The following is a 19,143-nucleotide window of genomic DNA, read 5'->3' as shown; positions in this document are numbered from 1 at the left end:
GGGCCGGCCCAGCGACGCCGGGCGCTGACCGTCCGCGCGGGCGCTCGCGGGTCCGGCCCCATGGGGATCTCCACTACCCTGGAGTGTCTTTTCCCCCGAGCGGCACGGGAGTTCTGTGCGGGTATCAGCGTCCCTCACGAGGATCATCGGCCTCGCGAACGTCGTCGTGGTCACTGTGGCGATCATCGGGCTGAGCCTCCTGCCGACCGGAGCCCGGCCGCACGCCAAGCCGCAGGCCGGCGCCAAGCCGCAGGACACCGTCCCGGCGCCCACCCTGACCCCGGTCGGCCAGCCGCCCGGGATCGTGGCCACGCCCGAGTTCGCCAGGCAGGTGGGCGCCAACGAGTTAGGGATGGTGCCGGTCCTGATGTACCACCGGATCCTCCGCAAGCGGATGGCCTCCCTTGACCGCACACCCGACCAGCTCATGAAGGAGCTGGAGAAGCTGGCGAAGAGGGGTTACGTGCCGATCACCGCCGCGGAGTTCGCTGCCGGCGACATTCACGTGCCGGCGGGCAAGTTCCCGGTGGTGCTGACGTTCGACGACGGGCATCCCAGCCACTTCGCGCTGGACGTGAACGGCAACCCCGCTCCGGACACGGCCGTGGCCGTCATCCAGGACGTGGCCACCCGTTATCCGGGGTTCCGGCCGGTCGCCACGTTTTGGGTCAACAAGGAGCCGTTCGGGCTGCGCGACCACACCTCTCAGGCGGCCGCCTTACGGTGGCTGACCGAGCACGGCTACGAGGTGGCCAACCACACCTGGGGCCACCCCAACCTGCGCGCGCTCAAGAGGAAGCGGGTCCGCGAGCAGATCGTCCGCCTCGAGCGGCTGTTCAAGAAGCTCGGCGCGCCGCCGTCCACGACCATGGCGCTGCCGTACGGGGCGTTACCCCGCGACAAGAAGGCGGCGCGGACCGGATCTTGGGATGGCAGCCGGTATGATTTCTCCGGCGTGTTCCTCGCCGGAGCTGAGCCGTCGCTTTCGCCCTACGCGAAAAATTTCGATCGAGGGGCGATCCAGCGGATCCAGAGCAACGGCAAGAAAGGCGAGTGCCGCAAGTGGTGCTCGCAATACTGGCTGGAATGGCTGGACAAGCACCCTGGCAAGCGTTACGTCTCCGATGGAGACCCTGACCGGATCTCCATGCCGGAGGAACTTCAGGGTAATATCGTCGCCAAGCGAGGGCTCCAGGTCATCGTCTATTGACCTCTCCCCGGATTGACCCCGTGCCCCAGGTCTCATATGCTGATCGCTGCGCTGTGGGCTCGCGCGCGCCTCAGACGGAGCGGGCTCGCGCTCGGTCACGTCGATGTCGTAATTCCTCGGCTTGATGCGGAAGAGGGCCTGCCGCGCATCCGCCACATCGACATCCTGTCCGCGTTCGGAGCAATTCCACACATGACGTCCAGCACTGAGGCCACCTCGAGCACCCCGCAGGTAGCGGTCAACGACATCGGGTCCGAGGAAGCCTTCCTCGCCGCGATCGACGAGACCATCAAGTACTTCAACGACGGTGACATTGTTGAGGGCACCGTCGTCAAGGTCGATCGAGACGAGGTCCTTCTCGATATCGGCTACAAGACCGAGGGTGTCATCCCCTCGCGCGAGCTTTCGATCAAGCACGATGTCGATCCGGCTGACGTCGTGGAGGTCGGCGAACATGTCGAGGCCCTGGTTCTCCAGAAGGAGGACAAGGAGGGCCGGCTGATCCTGTCCAAGAAGCGCGCCCAGTACGAGCGCGCCTGGGGCACGATCGAGAAGATCAAGGACGAGGACGGCATCGTCACCGGCACCGTCATCGAGGTCGTCAAGGGCGGCCTCATCCTCGACATCGGGCTGCGCGGCTTCCTGCCGGCCTCCCTGGTCGAGATGCGCCGGGTCCGCGACCTGCAGCCCTACGTCGGCCGCGAGCTCGAAGCCAAGATCATAGAGCTCGACAAGAACCGCAACAACGTGGTCCTGTCGCGCCGCGCCTGGCTCGAGCAGACGCAGTCCGAGGTTCGCCAGACGTTCCTCAACACCCTCCAGAAGGGTCAGGTCCGCAAGGGCGTCGTCTCCTCGATCGTCAACTTCGGCGCCTTCGTCGACCTCGGTGGGGTCGACGGCCTGGTCCACGTGTCCGAGCTGTCCTGGAAGCACATCGACCACCCGTCCGAGGTCGTCGAAGTCGGCCAGGAGGTCACGGTCGAGGTCCTCGACGTCGACATGGAGCGCGAGCGTGTCTCCCTGTCGCTCAAGGCCACCCAGGAAGACCCGTGGCAGCAGTTCGCCCGCACCCACCAGATCGGCCAGGTCGTGCCGGGCCGCGTCACCAAGCTGGTGCCGTTCGGCGCGTTCGTCCGGGTCGAGGAGGGCATCGAGGGCCTGGTCCACATCTCCGAGCTGGCCGAGCGCCACGTGGAGATCCCGGAGCAGGTCGTCCAGGTCGGCGACGAGATCTTCGTCAAGATCATCGACATCGACCTCGACCGCCGTCGCATCAGCCTCTCGCTGAAGCAGGCCAACGAAGGTGTCGGGACCGAGGTCGAGTTCGACCCGACGCTCTACGGCATGGCGGCGACCTACGACGACCAGGGCAACTACATCTACCCCGAGGGCTTCGACCCGGAGACCGGGGAGTGGCTCGAGGGCTTCGACAAGCAGCGCGAGGAGTGGGAGCGGCAGTACGCCGAGGCCCAGCAGCGCTTCGAGGCTCACAAGAAGCAGATCGAGGAGGCCCGCAAGGCCGAGGCCGAGGCGGGCGAGGCTGCTCCTTCGACCTACAGCGGCGAGACCCAGCCCCAGCAGGGCGGCGGCACCTCGTCGTCGGCTCCCGCCAGCGGCGCGCTCGCCTCTGACGAGGCGCTTGCGGCCCTGCGCGAGAAGCTCGCGGGCGGCCAGAGCTAAGGCATCTAGCCCCTTCCTGAGGCCCCGCACGGTTCGCCGTGCGGGGCCTTTTGGCATCCGCGCCGGGCGACGGCGCTGGGCCTCATCCGCGTTGGGTGGCGGCGCTGGGCCGCTTGGCATGCCGCGTCCGGTGGCGGGGGCGCGTGGCATGCGCGTCCGGGTGGCCGCGCTGGGCCGCTTGGTATGCGTCCGGTGGTGTGGCGTCCGGGTGGCGGCGTGGGGGCGCGTCCCATGCGCGGCTGGGAGCGGCGTGAAGGCACATGGTGCGCCGGGCGATCACGCCGGAAATGCGGAACGAATCTTGCCGCTTTCGACCTTAACGTCGTACGCATGGATGAGATCAAGCGTTTCCGCATCGAGATGCCCCAGGCCGACCTGGAAGACCTGAAGGAACGACTGCGGCGGACCAGATGGGCCGGCCAGTTGCCGGGCGGCGGGTGGAGCCGTGGCGTGCCGGTGGAGTATCTGCGCGAGCTGGCCGCGTACTGGGCCGACGGGTTCGACTGGCGGGCCCAGGAAGCCAAGCTGAACGCCTTTCCGCAGTTCACCACCGCGATCGACGGGCAGACGATCCACTTCCTGCACGTCCGCTCCCCGGAGCCGGACGCGCTGCCGCTGATCATCACGCACAGCTGGCCGAACTCCGTCGCCGAGTTGCTCGACGTCATCGGCCCGCTCACCGACCCCCGTGGCCACGGGCTCGACCCCGACATGGCCTTCCACGTGGTCGCGCCGTCGCTGCCCGGGTTCGCTTTCTCGCCGTTCCCCGAGCCCGCCGACGGGCGGCCGTGGAGCATCGAGCGGGTGGCACGCACGTGGGCCGAGCTGATGCGCAGGCTCGGGTACGACCGGTACGGCGCGCACGGCAACGACGCGGGAGCGCTGGTGACGCCGCAACTGGCCGTGCTGGACCATGAGCACCTGGCCGGCGCGGTCATCACAGCCGGCCTCGGCATCCCCACCGGCGACCCCGCCGAGCTGGAGGGGGCGAGCGAGGAGGAGCTGGCCGAGCTCAAGGAATTGGCCGATCGAATGGCCGGCGGGAGCGGCTACGGGCCCTATCTCGCCGCCAGGCCGCAGACGCTGGCCTACGGGTTCGCGGACTCGCCGGTGGCGCAGCTGGCCTACCTGGTCGAGCGGTTCAAGGAGTTCGACGGCTGGGGATCGCAGGCCGAGCCCATCGATCGCGACCTGGTGCTGACGAACGCGAGCGTGTACTGGCTGACGGGGACCGGCGGCTCGTCGTCGTGGACGTATTACGAGGGCGCGGCCGGCATGCCGATCGACCAGACCGCGGTGCCGACCGGGGCGACCCATGGCGGCCCGGCGCTGCTGCGGCGGATCGCCGAGCGCAAGAACAACATCGTCTACTGGGGGGATGCCCATTCTCCCAGTCACATGGTGGCCATGGCGGCTCCGGACTCGCTGGTGGAGGGCATCCGGGCATTTTTCCGGATTATTAGGTAACCGAGGCGTGCCCGATCCTTCTTGGCGGTTGACGCGGCCGACATGCCCGCCGCGGCCACGCCGAACGGATAGGGTGCTGGGCGTGATGATCGAACGGGCGGTGGCGGCGGACGCGGGGGAGATCCTCACCGTGCAGCGGGCGGCGTACGTGAGCGAGGCCCAGCTCTACGGCGACCCTTACATCCTGCCGCTCGTCGAGTCGCTGGAGCAGCTGCGGAAGGTCATCGAGACCGCCGTCGTGCTCAAGGCGCTCGACGCCGGCCGGATCGTCGGCGCCGTACGCGGGCAACTGTCCGGCACCACTTGCGTGGTCGGCCGCCTCGTCGTCGCCCCCGACCGGCAGGGCCAAGGGCTGGGCACGGCCCTGCTGAGCGCGCTGCACGAAGAGCTGCCGGAGGCCACGGCGTTCGACCTGTTCACCGGGCACCTGTCGGAGGCCAATCTGCGGCTCTACCGCCGCCTGGGCTATCGGGAGACGCACCGTGAGCGGATGGACGATCATCTGACGATGGTTCACCTGCGCAGGCCGCGGCCAGATCGATCCCCTCCTCAGCAATGATCATGGCGCGGGCCATGTCGTCGTCGACCCAGTTCCAGCCCCACCGCCACTCCGAACCCGCCGGATGCTCGGCGTTGAGCCGGTCGAGCACCGGCTGGAGCCGGGACGCGGGCACGACAATCTGGTGCCGGCCCCGCCACGGCACGTACACGGGTGGGTCGATCGGCGGCACCCGCACGCCGTGCTCGCGCAGTGCCTCGACCACCCGTGCCGGGTCCAGGCCGAACATGTGGAGCGGCGTCGCCTCCCTGTTCTGCGCCTCGTACGCCAGCGCGAGCAGCCAGTGCTCGGGTGCCGGGCTCCGGTCCCCGGCGGCCAGCGCCAGGCCGGTGGCCATGCCGTACAGCTTGTGGAAGGCGGGGTTGGCGAAGCCGCCTGCCCCGTGTCCGGGCCTGGTGCGGCGGCGAGGCATGCACTCCAGCGCGCGCGCCCGGTCGAGCCCGGCCTCGGCGAGCACGCGGGCGGCGATCGAGTCGCCGGCCAGCAGGGCCAGCACGATGTGCGGCGGCCCCACCCAGTCGTCGCCGACCGCCGTGGCCTGGTCGTGCGCCGCCCCTACGATTGTGGTCGTCATACGTCGATGATGACCCCGTATGCGACATTGGTGGATAAGCTTTCCCGGTGTTGAAGATTGGGCTCACCGGCGGCATCGGCTCCGGTAAGAGCGAGGTGTCCAAGCGGCTCGCGGCCAGGGGCGCCCTCGTGATCGACGCCGACAAGATCGCGCGCGAGGTGGTCGAGCCCGGCACGGTCGGCCTGGCGCGGGTGGTGGCCGCGTTCGGGGAAGAGGTGCTCCGTCCCGACGGCTCGCTCAACCGGGAGAAGCTGGGGTCGATCGTCTTCGCCGACTCCGAGCGGCTGGCGGCGCTCAACGCGATCGTGCATCCGCTGGTGGGGGAGCGGGTGGCGCAGCTGCAGGGTGCGGCGGCCGATGACGCGATCGTCGTGTACGACGTGCCGCTGCTGGCCGAGAACAAGCTGGCCCCGATGTACGACGTGGTCATCGTGGTGGACGCGGCCGACCGCGTGCGGATCAGGCGGCTGGCCGAGCACCGGGGGATGGCGGAGTCCGACGCCAAGGCCCGCATCGCGGCGCAGGCGAGCCGGGAGGAGCGGCTGGCCGTCGCGGATATCGTGGTCCCGAACGAGGGCTCGCTGGATGAGCTGGACATGCGAGTGAGTGAGGTGTGGGAGGACCTGCGCCGACGCGCCGCCCGCGGCTGACCGCGTACCGTCTGCGATCCCCTTTTTGCGCGCCCGACCGCGTGCCGACCGCGTACCGTCTGCGATCCCCTTTTTGCGCGCCCGACCGCGTGCCGACCGCGTGCCGACCGTGCCCCGACCGTGCCCCGACCCGTGCCGACCGGGCTCCGGCGCCCGGACGCTCGTGGAATCCCACCGACGAGTCCCAGGTGATCTTCCCTGCCGCGTCCGCATGCGCTCATGAGCAAGATCGTTCCGGTGTGATCAGAAAGGCGATCAGACGACGATGAAGCGCTACATCCTCACCGGCACCCCAGGTGCCGGCAAGACCACGATCCTGCGGTGTCTGGCGGCACTCGGATACGCGACGGTCGAGGAGGCGGCCACGGCGGTCATCGCGGACGAGCAGGCGCGCGGTGTCGCCGAGCCGTGGATCCGGCCGTCCTTCATCGACACGATCGTGGCCCTGCAACGACGGCGGCAGATGCAGCCGATCACCTCCGAATCGTGCGTGCAGTTCTTCGACCGCTCGCCCATCTGCACGCACGCTCTCAGCACCTTTGTCGGGCACTCGATCTCCTCGGCCCTGTCCACGGAGATCGAGAGGATCACGCGAGAGCAGATCTACGACCGGAATGTGTTCTTCGTCCGCAATCTCGGCTTCTGCGAGCCGACCGAGGCCCGCCGGATCAGTTTCGAAGACTCCCTGACGTTCGAACGCCTCCATGAGCAGACCTACCGCGCATTCGGCTACCGCCTCATCGACGTCCCCGCCGGGCCGCTACCCGACCGGGTGACCGCGATCCGTACCGGGATCTCCCAGCTCGCCGGCCTCTGAAGCACGCCTCAGCCGGATGCGGTCCCATCGTCCAGCATTGCCTGGCCGGGCAGTTGTCCCGTGCGGCGCTGAGCGGCCGGGGCGGAAGGGGAGATTGGCGGGTCGGTGGCCGGGGTGGCCGAGGGGGTCCTGGAGCTGCTCGCGACCACCTCGTCCGTGTGCCGGATCACGACCGGCTTCTTGGGGCGGACCGCTCGCGGGCGGATCGAGCGCGGCCGTGGTTCCCGGGTCCGCGTCGCACGGGCGCCCTGCGGCTGGACGGCGCCGGGCGCGTCCGGGATGCCGGAGGGCGTGGCACCGGCCGAGTCCGGGGTGGCGGCTGGGGTGGAGTCCGGGGCGGCGAGGGCCGGGGTGCTGGAGATCCGGGTGCTCGCGTCGGGAGGGCCGGAGGTCGGGGCCGGGGTGGCGGCGGGACTGCGGCTCAGGGCCGCCGCGGGAGGCGTGCCGCGATCACCGGCCGGGGTGGGAACGCGGTCCAGCGTCGTCCTGAACCCGGGAATCCCGATCAGGATGCTCGCCACGACCAGGTTGACCACGCCGACCAGCACGACCGCGATCTTGACGGCCCGCCTCCGGCCCGCTGAATCCCGCTCGCCGGCCACGACCGGCCAGGCCTCTGAGCCCGGCTCGGCGACGGCCACTGAGCCGGGGTCGGAGTCCCGCTCGCCGGTCACGAGCGCGGCTTCCGGCAGGTAGGCATACGTGATCCCCTTCGCGATGCTCGACGGCACCGACACCTTATGTACATGGATCTTTCCACACCTCCCGCGCCGGGGGCCTCGTGCGCCATTCGGCCGGCACGTCAGAAGGGTGAGTCGAGCGCGACCTGCCGCACCGTCGTCAGGTAGGGGTCCAGCTCGCCCAGCTCGAACCGCGACATCCCGATGACGTGCCAGAACTGCCCGGCCGGCGCCCCATGGATCTTGTAGCGGCCGTCGGGCGCCAGCGCCGCCCACCCCTCGGGCAGCCCGAGCAGCGTCGCCTGCCGCTCGCCCCCCGCCCAGAGGATCACCACGCCGTCGTCGCCCGCGCTGGCCAGCAGATCGGAGGCGGGGCTGAAGGCGACCGACCACACCCGCCGGGCGTGCCCGGCCAGCTCGTGCAGCCGCCGTCCGCTGGCGGTGTCCCACACCCGCACCATCAGATCGTCGCCGCCGGTGGCCAAGCGGTCGCCGGTGGCGTCGAACGCCACGCTCCACAGCCGCCCGTCGTGCCCGTCCAGCGTGTGCACCAGCCGCGGCTGCCACGGCTGGGCCGGCCGCAGCTCCCACACCATGGCCCTGCCGTCGTTGCCGGCGCTGGCCAGATGACGCCCGGTGGGGGAGAACGCCACCGCGTACACCCGGTCGGTGTGCCCCTCGAGGGTAGCCACCCGGCCGCCGGAGGCCACGTGCCAGATGCGGACGAGCTTGTCGTCGCAGCCGGTGGCCACGTACGCGCCGTCGGGGCTGAACGCGATCGAGCGCACTCGCCCGCGGTGGTCCATCAGGTTGACCGCCAGCCGCCCGGTCGGCCGGTTCCAGATCTTGACGCTGTCGTCGTCGTTGGCCGTGGCCAGCATGTCGCCGTCGGGGCTGAACGCCTCGGCCCAGACGTGATCGGTCTCGGCGTTGAGCTCGCGCGCGTAGTCGCCGGTGGTGGCGTTCCACAGGTGCACGCCGCCGTCGTTGCTGGAGGTGGCCAGCACCGGCTCGGAGGGGGAGAACACCGCGGAGATCAGCCGGTCGGAGGTGCCGGTGAACTCCCGCAGCCGCCGCCCCGTACGCGGCTCCCATACCCGCACGACGCCGTCGTTGCCGCTGGTCGCCAGCATCGAGCCGTCAGCGCTGAAGCGCACCGACGAGATCCGCCGCCCGTGCCCGCGCAGCACCCGCTGGCACTTGCCCGTGTCGGGGTCCCACAGCCGCACCGTGCCGTCGTTGCTGCTCGTGACCAGCTGGCGCCCGTCGGGACGGTAGGCGAACGGCCAGACCGAACTCCGGTGGCCGGACAACTCCACCCGCTGCCCGCCGTCCACCGGCTGCAACCTGATGACGCCGCTGGAGTCGCCGCTCGCCACGGTGCGGCCGTCGGGGCTGAACGCCACGTGGTAGACGAACGCCGGATGCGTGGTGAGCACCCCGCGCGCCACGCCGCTCACCGGGTCCCACAGGCGCACGCTGCAGGCCGTGTCGCCGGAGGCCAGCAGGGAACCGTCGGGCGAGAACGCCACGCTGTAGATGCTGCCCTGGTGACCGGTCAGCGTGTGCAGCAGCTCCCACGTGGCGGTGTCCCACACCCTGAGCGCGCCCGCCTCGTCGCCGGTGACCAGCAGCCGCCCGCCGGGTCCTGCCACCACGCGGTAGACCTTGCCACGGTGGCCGTCGAGCGTGCGCGTCATCCGCCCGGAGGCCAGGTCCCAGACCCGCACCACGGCCGCGGTGTCGCCCGTCACCAGCGCCCCGTGGACGAACGCCGCCGCGTAGATCGGCGCCTCGTGACCGTCCAGCTCGTGGACCAGCCGCCCGGTGGCGGTCTCCCACACCCGGACGACGCCGTCCCCGCCGCCGGCCGCCACCAGGTCGCCCGCCGGGCTCAGGCGCACCGGCCAGACGCCGTCGGCGTGGCCGGTCAGCGTGTGCCGCAGCTCGCCGGTGACGGCGTCACGCACCAGCACCAGGCCATCGCCGGCGCCCGTGGCCAGCAGCTCGCCCGCGAACGTGACCGCATACACGCGGCCACGATGCCCCTGCAGCGTGCGTACGGGTGCGCCGCCGGCGCACAGCAGCACGCTGCCGTCCTCGTTGCCGATCGCGATCATGTCGCCGTCGGGACTGTAGGCGATAGGCTCGGGCAGGCGGGTGGTCTGGAAGTGATAGCCGTACGGGACGCCGATCGCGGCCGGCGCGAACTCCACCTCCACCGGCTGCCCCGGCACCACCGCCGCGCCGGGCAGGTGCGGCAGCGTCCCGGTCACGTTGATCAGCGAGGTGCGGTGCCAGCGGGCGCCCTCGACGGCGGCGTCGCTCAGGTCCACCTGCGCCAGCCGCGCCCCCGTCAGGTCGGCGCCGGTCAGGTCGGCCCCGGTCAGCACGGCGCCGTCCAGCCGGGCCCCCACCAGCTTGGCGTCACGCAGGACGGCCCTGGACAGGTTCGTGCCCGCCAGCGTCGCCTCCGACAGGTCCGCGCCGGTCAGGTCGACCTCCCGCAGGTCCCTGGCCGACAGGTCCTCGCCTTTGAGGCTCGCGCCGCGCAGGTCGGCGCGGGCGGGCGTGCGCAACCTGGCCGCGATCTTGACGGCGTTCGCCCGGGACACGTCGTCGCCTGGCGGATCCGCCACCCACGCGCGCAGCACCCGCACGTCGGCCAGGTCGCACAGGAACTCCACCGTGAGCGCCGACAGCGGCCTTCGGGACAGCAGCGTGACGTCGTCCACGGCGATGTGCCGGGCGATCAGCCACTCCATGACCGAGGCGTGGATGAACCCGAACATGCCCTCCTCGGTCCGCACCAGCAGGCTGCCCGAGCCCATCGCGTGCGCGGCGTGCGCGGCCGACAGCTGTCCGCCGGCCAGATCGGCCAGCGTCTCGCCGATCTCGGTCAGCTCGTCCACGCCCAGCAGCGACTCTCCGGTCTCCCACAGCCGCAGCGCCAGCGCCGTCACCGCCCGCCGCAGCTCCTCGACGCTCAGCGCCGTGGCCGAGCCGGGCAGCCTGGCCCGCCGTTCCTCGAATGCCAGCCACGAGCCGAGGATCTCCTCATACAGCAGCGCGGGGCTGAGCGTGTGGCGGGCGCCGGCCACCGTACGCAGCCGGTCGGCGTCGAGGTCGGCGATGAAACTCAGCATGCGCGGGTTCTGCGCGAGCGCCAGCAGGTCCTTGATCTCGCCCATCAGCGACATGCGGGCCCTGGCCTCGGCGCCGTCCTCGAACCTGTTGTCCAGGTAGGAGCGGATCTGGTCGGGCGTGAAGTCCTCGACGCTGAGCACCCGCCGCTGCGGCAGCACCCCGACCATCTCGCCGAGCGAGGTCAGCACCTGGCTGTTCGACTTGAAGTGCTGGGTCCGGCTGGCCACCACGATCTTCGCCTTGTCCTCGGCCGCCGACAGCAGCGTGGCCAGATGGTCGGCCGCCCGGTCGTAGGTCAGCCGGGTCACCAGCTCGTCGAACCCGTCGAACAGCAGCACGATCCGTCCCTGCCGCAGCAGGTAGCGGAACGCCTTGAGATCGATGAACTCCTCGCCGTGGCCGGCCAGGTGCGCCGCCACCAGGGCGTCCACCGAATGCGCCTTGTCCAGGGCGCGCAGCTCGATGAGGATCGGCGTCAGGTGCGGCAGCTCGGCCGGGATGCGGCGGGCCAGCTCGCGCAGCGCGAACGTCTTGCCGTGCCCGAAGTCGCCGAGCAGCAGCAGGAACCGGCCGTGGTCGGTGGCCAGCAGGCGCATGAGCTCGTCGGTCAGCTCGTGCCGGACCTGGCTGCCGGGCCGGTCCAGCTCGCGGTAGCGCTGCGGCACGTACAGGTCCGGCGGGTAGCGGCGGTCGGTGGTCAGCCTGGCCGTCTGCTCGGTGACGTAGCCGGTCAGGTCGAGCAGGCCCTGGAACTCGGTGAAGCTGCGCAGCCGCACCCCCTTGCGCATGAGGTCGTCGCGAACCGCGCGCGGGGCCGGCGGACCCTGGTAGACCAGCTCGGCGGCCAGACCGGTGGCGTGCGCCTGCCGGACGAACGCGTCGGCCGCCTCCGCGGTCACCTCGCCGGCCTGCGCGCCGATCATCGTCTGACGGACGAACCCGTCCTCCGGGTGGGTGACCACGAGATGAGCGGCGAACCTGCGGATCTTGGCCCGCTCGTGCCTGGCCTCGCAGACCTCGGTGATCCGGTCCAGCAGCAGCTCGACCGGGCTGGGCTCGCGCTCGTCCGGCTTGGGCCCGGACGGCGGGGCGGGCGGGGCCTCGCCGGTGAACGTCGCCCGCGCGGCCCGCCACTTGTACGGCACGAGCTCGGGCTCGCGCTCGTCGGGCCGCCAGGTGCGCAGCCCGTCCGGGGTGATCTCCACGACCTGGTGCCGCCCGGCCCGCGGCGCGGCGATCCGCCCGTCGGCGGCCTCCCGGGATCCGCCGTGCAAGAGCAGGTTGAGCCGGTGCGCGAGCAGCCGCTCGAACGTCGGCGCGTCCCGCAGCGCGCCCGGCGGGTGCCCGAGCCCGCCGAGCCGCAGCCAGGAGCTCTCCTCGTACGGCCGCAGCCGCTCGGCGAACCAGGCCGCCTGCGCCTCGCCCAGCAGCGCGTACGCGTCCCGCTCCAGATGGCTCATCGCCATCGTCGAGTTGAGACCCGCCACGACCACCTTCAGGTCGGGCACCTCGAACAACGTCCACGGCTGCCCGCCGTCGAACACCCGGTCGTCCAGCCCTTGGTACACCTCGCCGAACAACCCGGCGAAATGCCGCCATTTGGGCCAGTAGGGAGGCTGCGGGCTCACGTCGTCGGCCTCGCACGTCATGAAGTAGGCGCTGGCCGCCGCCTTGGTGACGTCGCGCGGCCCCGGCAGCAGCACCAGCCGGTGCGGCTCCAGCCCGATCAGCAGCCGCAGGTCGGTCACGAACCGCGTCGCCTGCCCGAACTGCCCCAGGCTGCCGGACTCGGTCAGGTCACCGCTGACGATCATCAGATCGGGGCGGGGCATGCCCCGGTCGTACATGCCGGTCAGGTCCGCCCAGATCCGCGCCTGCATGTCCTCCGGCGTGAACGGGTCGCCGGGGTCGGGCAGCGCCCTGCCGAACCGCGGGCCGCCGATGTGCAGCACGCTGATCGACTCCCGCCCGCTGTCGGAGCTCGCCGCGGGCGGGAACTTGGGCGCGGTGACCGGCGCGCGGCGCGCCCTGGCCCGCTCCGCGCCGGGCGGCGGCAGCGTCGGCGCGGCCACCGGCAGGCCGGACCCGTCGGGGAACGCCGGCGCCGCCTCGGGCTTGGCCCGGCCTGCCAGCGCCTCCCTGACCCGGCCGAGCAGCAGCGCCCTGGCCTGCCCTGGGTCGGTGACGCCGAGCAGGTCGACCCAGGTGATCGTGGACAGCAGGCCCTCCAACTGGACGTCCTCCAGCCGGATCGTGACGAGCTTGTTGGAGGGGTTGTCCGGGTCGGCCCGCAGCGCCGCCTGCCACTCCATCCGGCCGTAGCGGGAGGTCAGGTAGTTTCGCGAGAGCACCGCCACGACCAGCTGCGCCTCGGTGACCCCGCGGTCCATGAAGTCGATGAAGTTGGTGCCCGGAACGAAGTCCCAGGCCTGGATCATGGTCTTGTAGCCCGCCGCCTCGAGCTCCCAGGCGATCCACGTCGCCCACGCCGTGTCGGCCGGGGAGTAGCTGACGAAGATCTCGGTCGGCCTGCCGTCACGTGCCATGTCGCTCAGTATCCCTTGCGCTGTAAGGGTTTTGGAGACGTTGTGCGATCATCGACGGGTGTGGCGGCGTTTTGGGGTGCTCGACTGGATCAGGATCGGGCTGCTCGTCCTGGGTGTGGTCTCGGTGCCGGTCGGACTGCTGCCCTGGGAAGCCGCGGCTGAGAGCCTGGACGACATCGGCCCGCTGCTGATCTTCCTGGTCGCCATCATCGTGCTGGCCGAGCTCACCAAGGAGGCCCAGGTCTTCGACGCCATCGCGGCCAGGATGGCGGTGCTGGGCCGTGGCAATTACGCCGCACTCTTCTTTCTTTGTGTCGCTTTCGCGTCTTTTGTCACGATATTTCTGAACTTGGACACCACGGCGGTGCTCCTCACCCCCGTCATGCTCGCCCTGGCGCCCAAGGCCCGCATCGCCGCCCTGCCCCTGGCCATGACCACGATCTGGCTGGCCAACACGGCGAGCCTGCTGCTGCCCGTCTCCAACCTGACGAACCTCCTCGGCATGGAGAAGATCGGCCTCGACGCCCAGGAGTTCGCCGCCCGCATGTGGGCGCCGCAGATCGCCTCCATCGCGGTGACGATGGTGTTCCTGTGGGTGTTCTTCTGGCGCCGGGGCGAGCGGCGCGACCTGCGGTACACGCCGCCAGTGGTGGAGCCGGTCGCCGACCGGATGCTGTTCGCGGCCGCCTCGGCCGGATGCCTGCTGTTCATCGTGATGCTGCTGCTCAAGGCGCATGTCGCGGTCGCCGCCACCACGGCCGCCGCGATCGTGGTGGGAGCCTTCCTGGTGCGCGCCCGCGAGCGTCTGACCTGGAGCCTTTTCCCGTGGCAGCTGGTGATCCTCGTGACGGGGCTGTTCCTGGTCGTGCCGATGCTGAGCAGGAACGGTCTGTCGGACCTGATGGCGTGGATGGTCGGCGCCGACGGTGATCCCTACCGCACGGCCGCCGTGGGCGCCGGGCTGTCCAACGTGATCAACAATCTGCCCGCCTACCAGGCGGTCGAGACCGTCATCCCGGCCGCCGAGCGGGACCGTCTGCTGTCCCTGCTGATCGGCACCAACGTGGGGCCGGTCGTGACGCCGTGGGCGTCGCTGGCCACCCTGCTGTGGTTCGAGTCGTGCCGCCGCCACGGGGTCAAGGTGCCGATGCGCCGCTTCCTGCTCACCGGCGCCGGGCTGGCCGTCGTGGGGCTGGTCGCCACGGTGTGGGCGCTGGTCGCGTTCGGCTGAGCCGTCAGGCGGCGGCCAGGGCGTAAGCGCCGGCGACGGCGGTCAGCGCCCAGCGCATCCGCACCACGTACGTCTCGGGGTGGTCGCCGGCCTCCTGGGCCACGTACGCCGCGCACCACGCGGGGTCGCCGCCGCACGCGCACAGCCGCTCGTCCACGGCCTCGCGGATCTGGCAGGGGGACAGCTCGTCGGACGGCTGCAGGGTGGTCGTGAAGAGCACCTGCGCCAGCTCGGTCGTGGTCATCATGTCGGGCTCCTCTAGCGAAATGCCGTTGTCCGGCTTCCTCTAAATAGACGTCGAACGGCGGAGGAACTCATCGACATTCGACACACATTATTCGCGTACTTTTCCTCACTGGACGAGTGCGAGGAGCCCGGGGATGGCACGCGGGTGCGCCGCGACGAAACTGCGCTGCTCGGCCGTGGTGTCGATGCACGCCTCGAACGGGCCGCCGTCCAGCGTCCTGATCTCGATGCCGGCCTCCTGGGCGAGCAGCGCGCCCGCCGGCAGGTCCACCAGCTCGGCCTGGTAGCCGACGATGCCGTCGATGTCGCCGCGCGCCAGCATCGCCCACGACAGCAGCGGCGCCCACAGCTGCAGCACCCTGCGCGCGTGGAGCTCCAGAGCCTGCTTCAGCGCGCGCACGGTCGCGTCGCCTCTGCTCACTCCGTGCCCCTGGGTCCAGGCCAGCAGCGGCCCGTGCGGGCGCGGCGCGTACGGCGGCGCCAGGCGCACCCCTCCCGAAGAGAGCGCGCCACGCCCCCTGACGGCCGACCACGTCTGGGCGGAGACCGGATCGTGCACCACGCCCAGCACCGGCAGCCCGTCCCGGCACAGCCCCACCCCCACCACGAACGCCGACAGCCCGATCGCCACGTTGTTGGTGCCGTCCAGCGGATCGACCAGCCACGTCCACTCGCCGCCCGCCGCGCCGACCAGACCCGACTCCTCGGCGATCACCGAGTGCGAGGGATAGACGGTCAGGATGCGCTCCAGCAGCAGCTTCTCCGAGGCCAGGTCGAGATCGGTGACCACGTCGCCCGCCTCGCCCTTGGCGCGCACCCCGACCGCGCCGCGGGTGCCCGCAAGGAGCAGGGCCCCGGCGGCCTCGGCGGCTTCGACGGCGACCGTGCGAGCGTGGTCCAGGTCCATCAGGTGCCTCTCAGGTCAGGTGCGCGGTGATCAGTCGTACGGCCAGGGCCGTCTCGTCGCGGTCCAGCGGCTGCCTGGACACGTGGTGCGGCCCGGCGCCCAGCGGGCCCAGCGACAGGTCGCGGCTGCCGGGCCGGCCGCGGCCCAGCGCGATCGTGGCCGCCTCGCCGCCCTCGGGGACGACGCTGCTGTGGAAGCGGCCGGACGGCAGCGTGTAGGTGTCGCCGGGGCCGAACACCTCCACCAGGCCGGTCGCGTGCCGCACGGTGCGGCCGGTCGGCGAGATGTGGTCGCCGTCGGCCCCGCTCACGACCTCGAAGACCCGATGGGTGGCGTCCGCGCCGGCGTCGCTGACCACCGCGTGCACGTTGCGCATCTGCCCGTAGAGCACGTGACTCACCAGATCCCAGCTGTGGCAGTGGATCTGTGAGGTCGTGCTCTCGGCATGCGCGAGCGAGTCGGACCACAGATGCAGGCATACCCCTTCGCCGCCGCGAGCTCCGTCCCGCTCCAGCGGCAGGCAGACGAAGCCGAGCGGGTGGCGCACCGCGGTCACCGGACCCGCCAGCACCTCAAGGGCCCACGACCGGGCCCGGCCCTCGCGTAACAGCCGGTGCACTCCGTGGTAGCTCATGGCCCCCCGTACTCACGTGCCGTCTCGCCGGTGAGCCGCTGGATGCGCCTCACCATACGGATCCACCGCGCGCAACGCCTTGCGGGCGATGTCCACGACGTCATGGCCGTTGTAGGACTTGGGCAGGGGCATCCCGATGCGCTCGAACAACTCCTGCACCTCCTCGATGGTCGGCTCATCGCTCAGCGGCGCCTTCTTGTACATCTCCAGGGGCACCCGCCGGGCCTGCTCGAAGCTGAGCCGCAACTCGGTGTCGCAGTTTTCGTAGTAGAACGTGCCCGCCAGCGCCGTCATCGCCATGTTCGGATCCTCGACCGTCATGATCAGGCGGGTGGTGGACAGGTCCCAGCGGAACGTCGTCATCGTCCGCGACAGGCCCACCGCGATGTCGAGCAGGCCGTAGCGCTGCCGATGCCAGAAGGCGGCCAGGATCGTCGCGTACGACTCCTTCCTGACCCGGTCGGTCGTCCACGTCTCGCCGGTGCCGTCGGGCACGTCGGACAACGAGCGGCGATAGTGGGCGTACGCCTCGCACACCTCGGCGTCGGCCGGGTCGATCACCTCGATCCTGACCGTGAGGTGGCGCTTGTCCCTGCGCGCCGCCGCCACGCAGGCGGGGAGCGTGACCGCGCGCAGGTAGGTGCCGGTGCCGCCCTTGAAGCTCCACCTGACGGTGTCCTTGCGGGCCTCGGCGTGCGACTGGGCGATCTCCTGCCGGCTGCCCAGCACCCGGACCAGCTGCAGCGCGTCCAGGGCGCGGCGGGTGCTGTGGGCCAGCGTCTCGATCTGCTCCAGGCGGGCCAGCCGCACCGGCAGCTCGGCCAGGACGCCCGAGGTGATCGCCTTCTCGACGGGGGCCTGGCGGGCGCGGTCGCGCAGCAGCGCGGTGGCCACGAGCGCGAGCATGACCAGGGTCGCGGCACTGACGAGATCGTCCTGGATCTTCTCGCCATCCTTGCCGAAGATCCGGTCGGGCATGATGCCGAGCACGCCGACCACGATGGCCAGGCCGAGCGCGATGGCGCCGTCGGCGTTGCGCGCCGCCCATGGGGCGACTCTTTTCACCGCCGCCATGAACCGTGTCATCGTTCGCCCCGCCGTTCGACGATCAGTCAGTTCCCGAGGTTATGGTAACGACCGCGCCACGCGACCACCAGAGAACGATCATCTGGCGAAAGGTACCGGGGAATATTGCCTCGAGTCCGATCAGGGCCGCTCTGTAGGATTCCTGGGCATGATCGTGGATCCAGCCGTCCTCGGCTACTACGAACGCGGCGGTGAGCTGACCAGGCTGCGGCACGGCCGCAACCGGCTGGAGTTCCTGCGCACGCGTGATGTGCTGCTGCGCACCCTTCCGCCGGCGCCCGCCCGGGTGCTCGACGTGGGCGGCGGCACGGGCGTGCACGCCGAATGGCTGGCGGCGGAGGGGTATGCGGTCGAGCTGATCGACCCCGTGCCGCTGCACGTCAAGGAGGCGTCGGCGCTGCCCGGCGTGACAGCGCGCCTCGGCGACGCCCGCGACCTGCCGGTCCCCGACGGCGAGGCGGACGCTGCGCTGCTGCTCGGCCCGCTCTACCACCTGCCCGAGCGGGCCGACCGGTTACGTGCCCTGGCCGAGGCCCGCTGCGCCGTGCGCCCCGGCGGGCTGGTGGCGGTGGCGTTCATCAGCCGGTTCGCCGCCCTCCACGACAGCGTCTACCAGGGATACCTCACGCGCGATGAACACCAGGTGGCCGAGTACCACGCGCTCGAGACAGGCGTGATGATCTCTCCCCGGGAGATGGGGTTCCGCGGTTACCTGCACGAACCCGACGAGATCCTGGGCGAGTTCGCCGACGCCGGCCTGCCCGAGCCGCGCCGCTACGGCCTGGAGGGCGCGTTCTGGCTCTATGGCGACGTCGATGACTGGCTGGACGACGACGAGCGGCGCGAGCTGCTGCTCGACGCCGCCCGCCGCCTGGAGTCCGAGCCGTCCCTGCTGGGCGTCAGCGGCCACCTCCTGGCCGTCACGATCGTCTAAAACCACCCGCGATGGCGGGCCATCTGCTCAAGGCCCCGCTGCAGGGCGGCGTCCGCCGAGTTCGGCGGGTCGTCATAGCGGACCGTGAACCGGTTGTAGGCGTCGTGGCTGGAGGTCAGGAAGCCGCCCCGCTTGTCGGCCTCCAGGATGACGTCCATCTGGCGCGGCCCGGCGATGAACGTCAGCTCCAGCTCGTTGAAGTAGCGCCGCCACTGCCCGCCGGCGTAATACTCGATCTCCTGGAAGAACGGCATCGTCGAGCCGTACAACGTGCCGCGCTCCAGGTCGGCCTTCTTGAACTGGAAGCCCAGCCGGTCGAGCGCGCCGATCACGTGCTCCTGAGCCGGCAGCGGGCTGACGAACAGCGGGTCGAGGTCGCCCTTGTCGAGCGCGCCCGCCAGCGCCAGCTCCGTCTGCACGCCCAGCTTCATCCCGTGCAGCGGGTGCCCGGCGATCGCACTGATCGGCGTCTCCCACGGCATCATGACCTCGAACGGCTGCTGGTGCTGCGCGCCCTTGGCGAGCTGGAACGTCCCCGCGACCTGCTGGCGCAGGAAGCTGTAGGTCGTCTTGTACTCGCTGTCGCCCGACTCGATCTCGACCACCGCGGTCAGGTCGATGTAGATGCCCTCGACCTTGTATTCGGAGTTGCCGCCGCGGAAGTGCACGACGCCGCGCAGCGGCTCGCCGGGGCGCACGCCCGTGCTGGTCAACACCGTGTCAACCTCGACGCCCGCGCCGAACGCGGCCATCAACTTGCGGAACACCATGGGGT

15 protein-coding genes and 1 pseudogene are annotated in these 19,143 nt (G+C 70.9%); 8 read left to right on the top strand and 8 right to left on the bottom strand.

Annotated features, from left to right (window positions below):
- The first annotated feature begins 115 nt into the window (after positions 1 to 115).
- The 4 genes from OHA25_RS45485 to OHA25_RS45470 all read left to right on the top strand — a co-directional run bounded on the left by OHA25_RS45485 (position 116) and on the right by OHA25_RS45470 (position 4,916).
- On the top strand, positions 116 to 1,210 hold the full coding sequence (locus tag OHA25_RS45485) for a polysaccharide deacetylase family protein (protein WP_327583091.1): 1,095 nt from the start codon (positions 116 to 118) through the stop codon (positions 1,208 to 1,210).
- A gap of 192 nt (positions 1,211 to 1,402) precedes the next feature.
- Positions 1,403 to 2,890, top strand: a complete 1,488-nt coding sequence (gene rpsA / locus OHA25_RS45480) for a 30S ribosomal protein S1 (protein WP_305922059.1) — start codon at positions 1,403 to 1,405, stop codon at positions 2,888 to 2,890.
- A 330-nt stretch (positions 2,891 to 3,220) separates the two neighbouring features.
- Positions 3,221 to 4,357, top strand: coding sequence for an epoxide hydrolase family protein (locus OHA25_RS45475; RefSeq protein ID WP_327583090.1), 1,137 nt, complete (start codon positions 3,221 to 3,223; stop codon positions 4,355 to 4,357).
- Positions 4,358 to 4,442: 85 nt separating this feature from the next.
- Positions 4,443 to 4,916 carry a GNAT family N-acetyltransferase gene (locus tag OHA25_RS45470; protein WP_327591139.1) on the top strand — a complete coding sequence of 158 codons (474 nt, stop codon included), beginning with the start codon at positions 4,443 to 4,445 and terminating at the stop codon, positions 4,914 to 4,916.
- A 433-nt stretch (positions 4,917 to 5,349) separates the two neighbouring features.
- Here OHA25_RS45470 and OHA25_RS45465 read toward each other — a convergent pair.
- Positions 5,350 to 5,490: pseudogene (locus OHA25_RS45465) on the bottom strand (Clp protease N-terminal domain-containing protein); the annotation flags it as partial.
- A 47-nt stretch (positions 5,491 to 5,537) separates the two neighbouring features.
- Here OHA25_RS45465 and coaE point away from each other — a divergent pair.
- Positions 5,538 to 6,140, top strand: a complete 603-nt coding sequence (gene coaE, locus OHA25_RS45460; protein ID WP_327583089.1) for a dephospho-CoA kinase — start codon at positions 5,538 to 5,540, stop codon at positions 6,138 to 6,140.
- 265 nt (positions 6,141 to 6,405) lie between these two features.
- Positions 6,406 to 6,957, top strand: coding sequence for an AAA family ATPase (locus tag OHA25_RS45455; RefSeq protein WP_327583088.1), 552 nt, complete (start codon positions 6,406 to 6,408; stop codon positions 6,955 to 6,957).
- Between the two features lie 8 nt (positions 6,958 to 6,965).
- Here the strand turns inward: OHA25_RS45455 and OHA25_RS45450 are convergent, their stop codons facing one another.
- Complete coding sequence (locus OHA25_RS45450) at positions 6,966 to 7,688, bottom strand: hypothetical protein (protein WP_327583087.1); 723 nt, start codon at positions 7,686 to 7,688, stop codon at positions 6,966 to 6,968.
- A 71-nt stretch (positions 7,689 to 7,759) separates the two neighbouring features.
- Entirely contained in the window at positions 7,760 to 13,330 is a 5,571-nt protein-coding gene (locus OHA25_RS45445) for a TIR domain-containing protein (RefSeq protein ID WP_327583086.1), read from the bottom strand.
- 58 nt (positions 13,331 to 13,388) lie between these two features.
- On the opposite strand from OHA25_RS45445, the gene OHA25_RS45440 reads away from it, so the two are divergent.
- Entirely contained in the window at positions 13,389 to 14,561 is a 1,173-nt protein-coding gene (locus tag OHA25_RS45440) for an SLC13 family permease (protein ID WP_327583085.1), read from the top strand.
- 4 nt (positions 14,562 to 14,565) lie between these two features.
- Here the strand turns inward: OHA25_RS45440 and OHA25_RS45435 are convergent, their stop codons facing one another.
- From OHA25_RS45435 to OHA25_RS45420, 4 genes are all read right to left on the bottom strand, one after another.
- On the bottom strand, positions 14,566 to 14,808 hold the full coding sequence (locus tag OHA25_RS45435) for a hypothetical protein (protein ID WP_327583084.1): 243 nt from the start codon (positions 14,806 to 14,808) through the stop codon (positions 14,566 to 14,568).
- A 105-nt stretch (positions 14,809 to 14,913) separates the two neighbouring features.
- The gene (locus tag OHA25_RS45430; protein WP_327583083.1) at positions 14,914 to 15,714 is read right to left on the bottom strand and encodes an inositol monophosphatase family protein; all 801 of its coding nucleotides are present in this window, start codon (positions 15,712 to 15,714) and stop codon (positions 14,914 to 14,916) included.
- 10 nt (positions 15,715 to 15,724) lie between these two features.
- A complete protein-coding gene (locus OHA25_RS45425) occupies positions 15,725 to 16,348 on the bottom strand; it encodes a hypothetical protein (RefSeq protein WP_327583082.1) in 624 nt (207 codons plus the stop codon).
- A gap of 12 nt (positions 16,349 to 16,360) precedes the next feature.
- Positions 16,361 to 17,434, bottom strand: a complete 1,074-nt coding sequence (locus OHA25_RS45420) for a hypothetical protein (RefSeq protein WP_305922069.1) — start codon at positions 17,432 to 17,434, stop codon at positions 16,361 to 16,363.
- A 148-nt stretch (positions 17,435 to 17,582) separates the two neighbouring features.
- Between OHA25_RS45420 and OHA25_RS45415 the strand changes: the two genes are divergently transcribed.
- Positions 17,583 to 18,368, top strand: a complete 786-nt coding sequence (locus tag OHA25_RS45415) for a class I SAM-dependent methyltransferase (protein WP_327583081.1) — start codon at positions 17,583 to 17,585, stop codon at positions 18,366 to 18,368.
- On the opposite strand, the gene OHA25_RS45410 is transcribed toward OHA25_RS45415, so the two are convergent.
- Positions 18,365 to 19,138: a sporulation protein gene (locus OHA25_RS45410; protein ID WP_327583080.1), complete on the bottom strand. Its 774-nt coding sequence runs from the start codon at positions 19,136 to 19,138 to the stop codon at positions 18,365 to 18,367. The two genes, OHA25_RS45415 and OHA25_RS45410, sit on opposite strands and share 4 nt — an antisense overlap.
- Between the last annotated feature and the right edge of the window lie 5 nt (positions 19,139 to 19,143).

This window comes from Nonomuraea sp. NBC_00507 (assembly GCF_036013525.1).
Lineage (GTDB): Bacteria > Actinomycetota > Actinomycetes > Streptosporangiales > Streptosporangiaceae > Nonomuraea.
This window is presented reverse-complemented; position numbering and strand designations above follow the sequence as displayed.

Coding starts and splice junctions, on each gene's coding strand:
- OHA25_RS45470 (WP_327591139.1), top strand. CDS start 4,443: ATGATCGAACGGGCGGTGGCGGCGGACGCGGGGGAGATCCTCACCGTG.
- OHA25_RS45435 (WP_327583084.1), bottom strand. CDS start 14,808: ATGATGACCACGACCGAGCTGGCGCAGGTGCTCTTCACGACCACCCTG.
- OHA25_RS45455 (WP_327583088.1), top strand. CDS start 6,406: ATGAAGCGCTACATCCTCACCGGCACCCCAGGTGCCGGCAAGACCACG.
- OHA25_RS45425 (WP_327583082.1), bottom strand. CDS start 16,348: ATGAGCTACCACGGAGTGCACCGGCTGTTACGCGAGGGCCGGGCCCGG.
- OHA25_RS45420 (WP_305922069.1), bottom strand. CDS start 17,434: ATGACACGGTTCATGGCGGCGGTGAAAAGAGTCGCCCCATGGGCGGCG.
- OHA25_RS45445 (WP_327583086.1), bottom strand. CDS start 13,330: ATGGCACGTGACGGCAGGCCGACCGAGATCTTCGTCAGCTACTCCCCG.
- OHA25_RS45415 (WP_327583081.1), top strand. CDS start 17,583: ATGATCGTGGATCCAGCCGTCCTCGGCTACTACGAACGCGGCGGTGAG.
- OHA25_RS45475 (WP_327583090.1), top strand. CDS start 3,221: ATGGATGAGATCAAGCGTTTCCGCATCGAGATGCCCCAGGCCGACCTG.
- rpsA (WP_305922059.1), top strand. CDS start 1,403: ATGACGTCCAGCACTGAGGCCACCTCGAGCACCCCGCAGGTAGCGGTC.
- OHA25_RS45410 (WP_327583080.1), bottom strand. CDS start 19,138: ATGGTGTTCCGCAAGTTGATGGCCGCGTTCGGCGCGGGCGTCGAGGTT.
- OHA25_RS45430 (WP_327583083.1), bottom strand. CDS start 15,714: ATGGACCTGGACCACGCTCGCACGGTCGCCGTCGAAGCCGCCGAGGCC.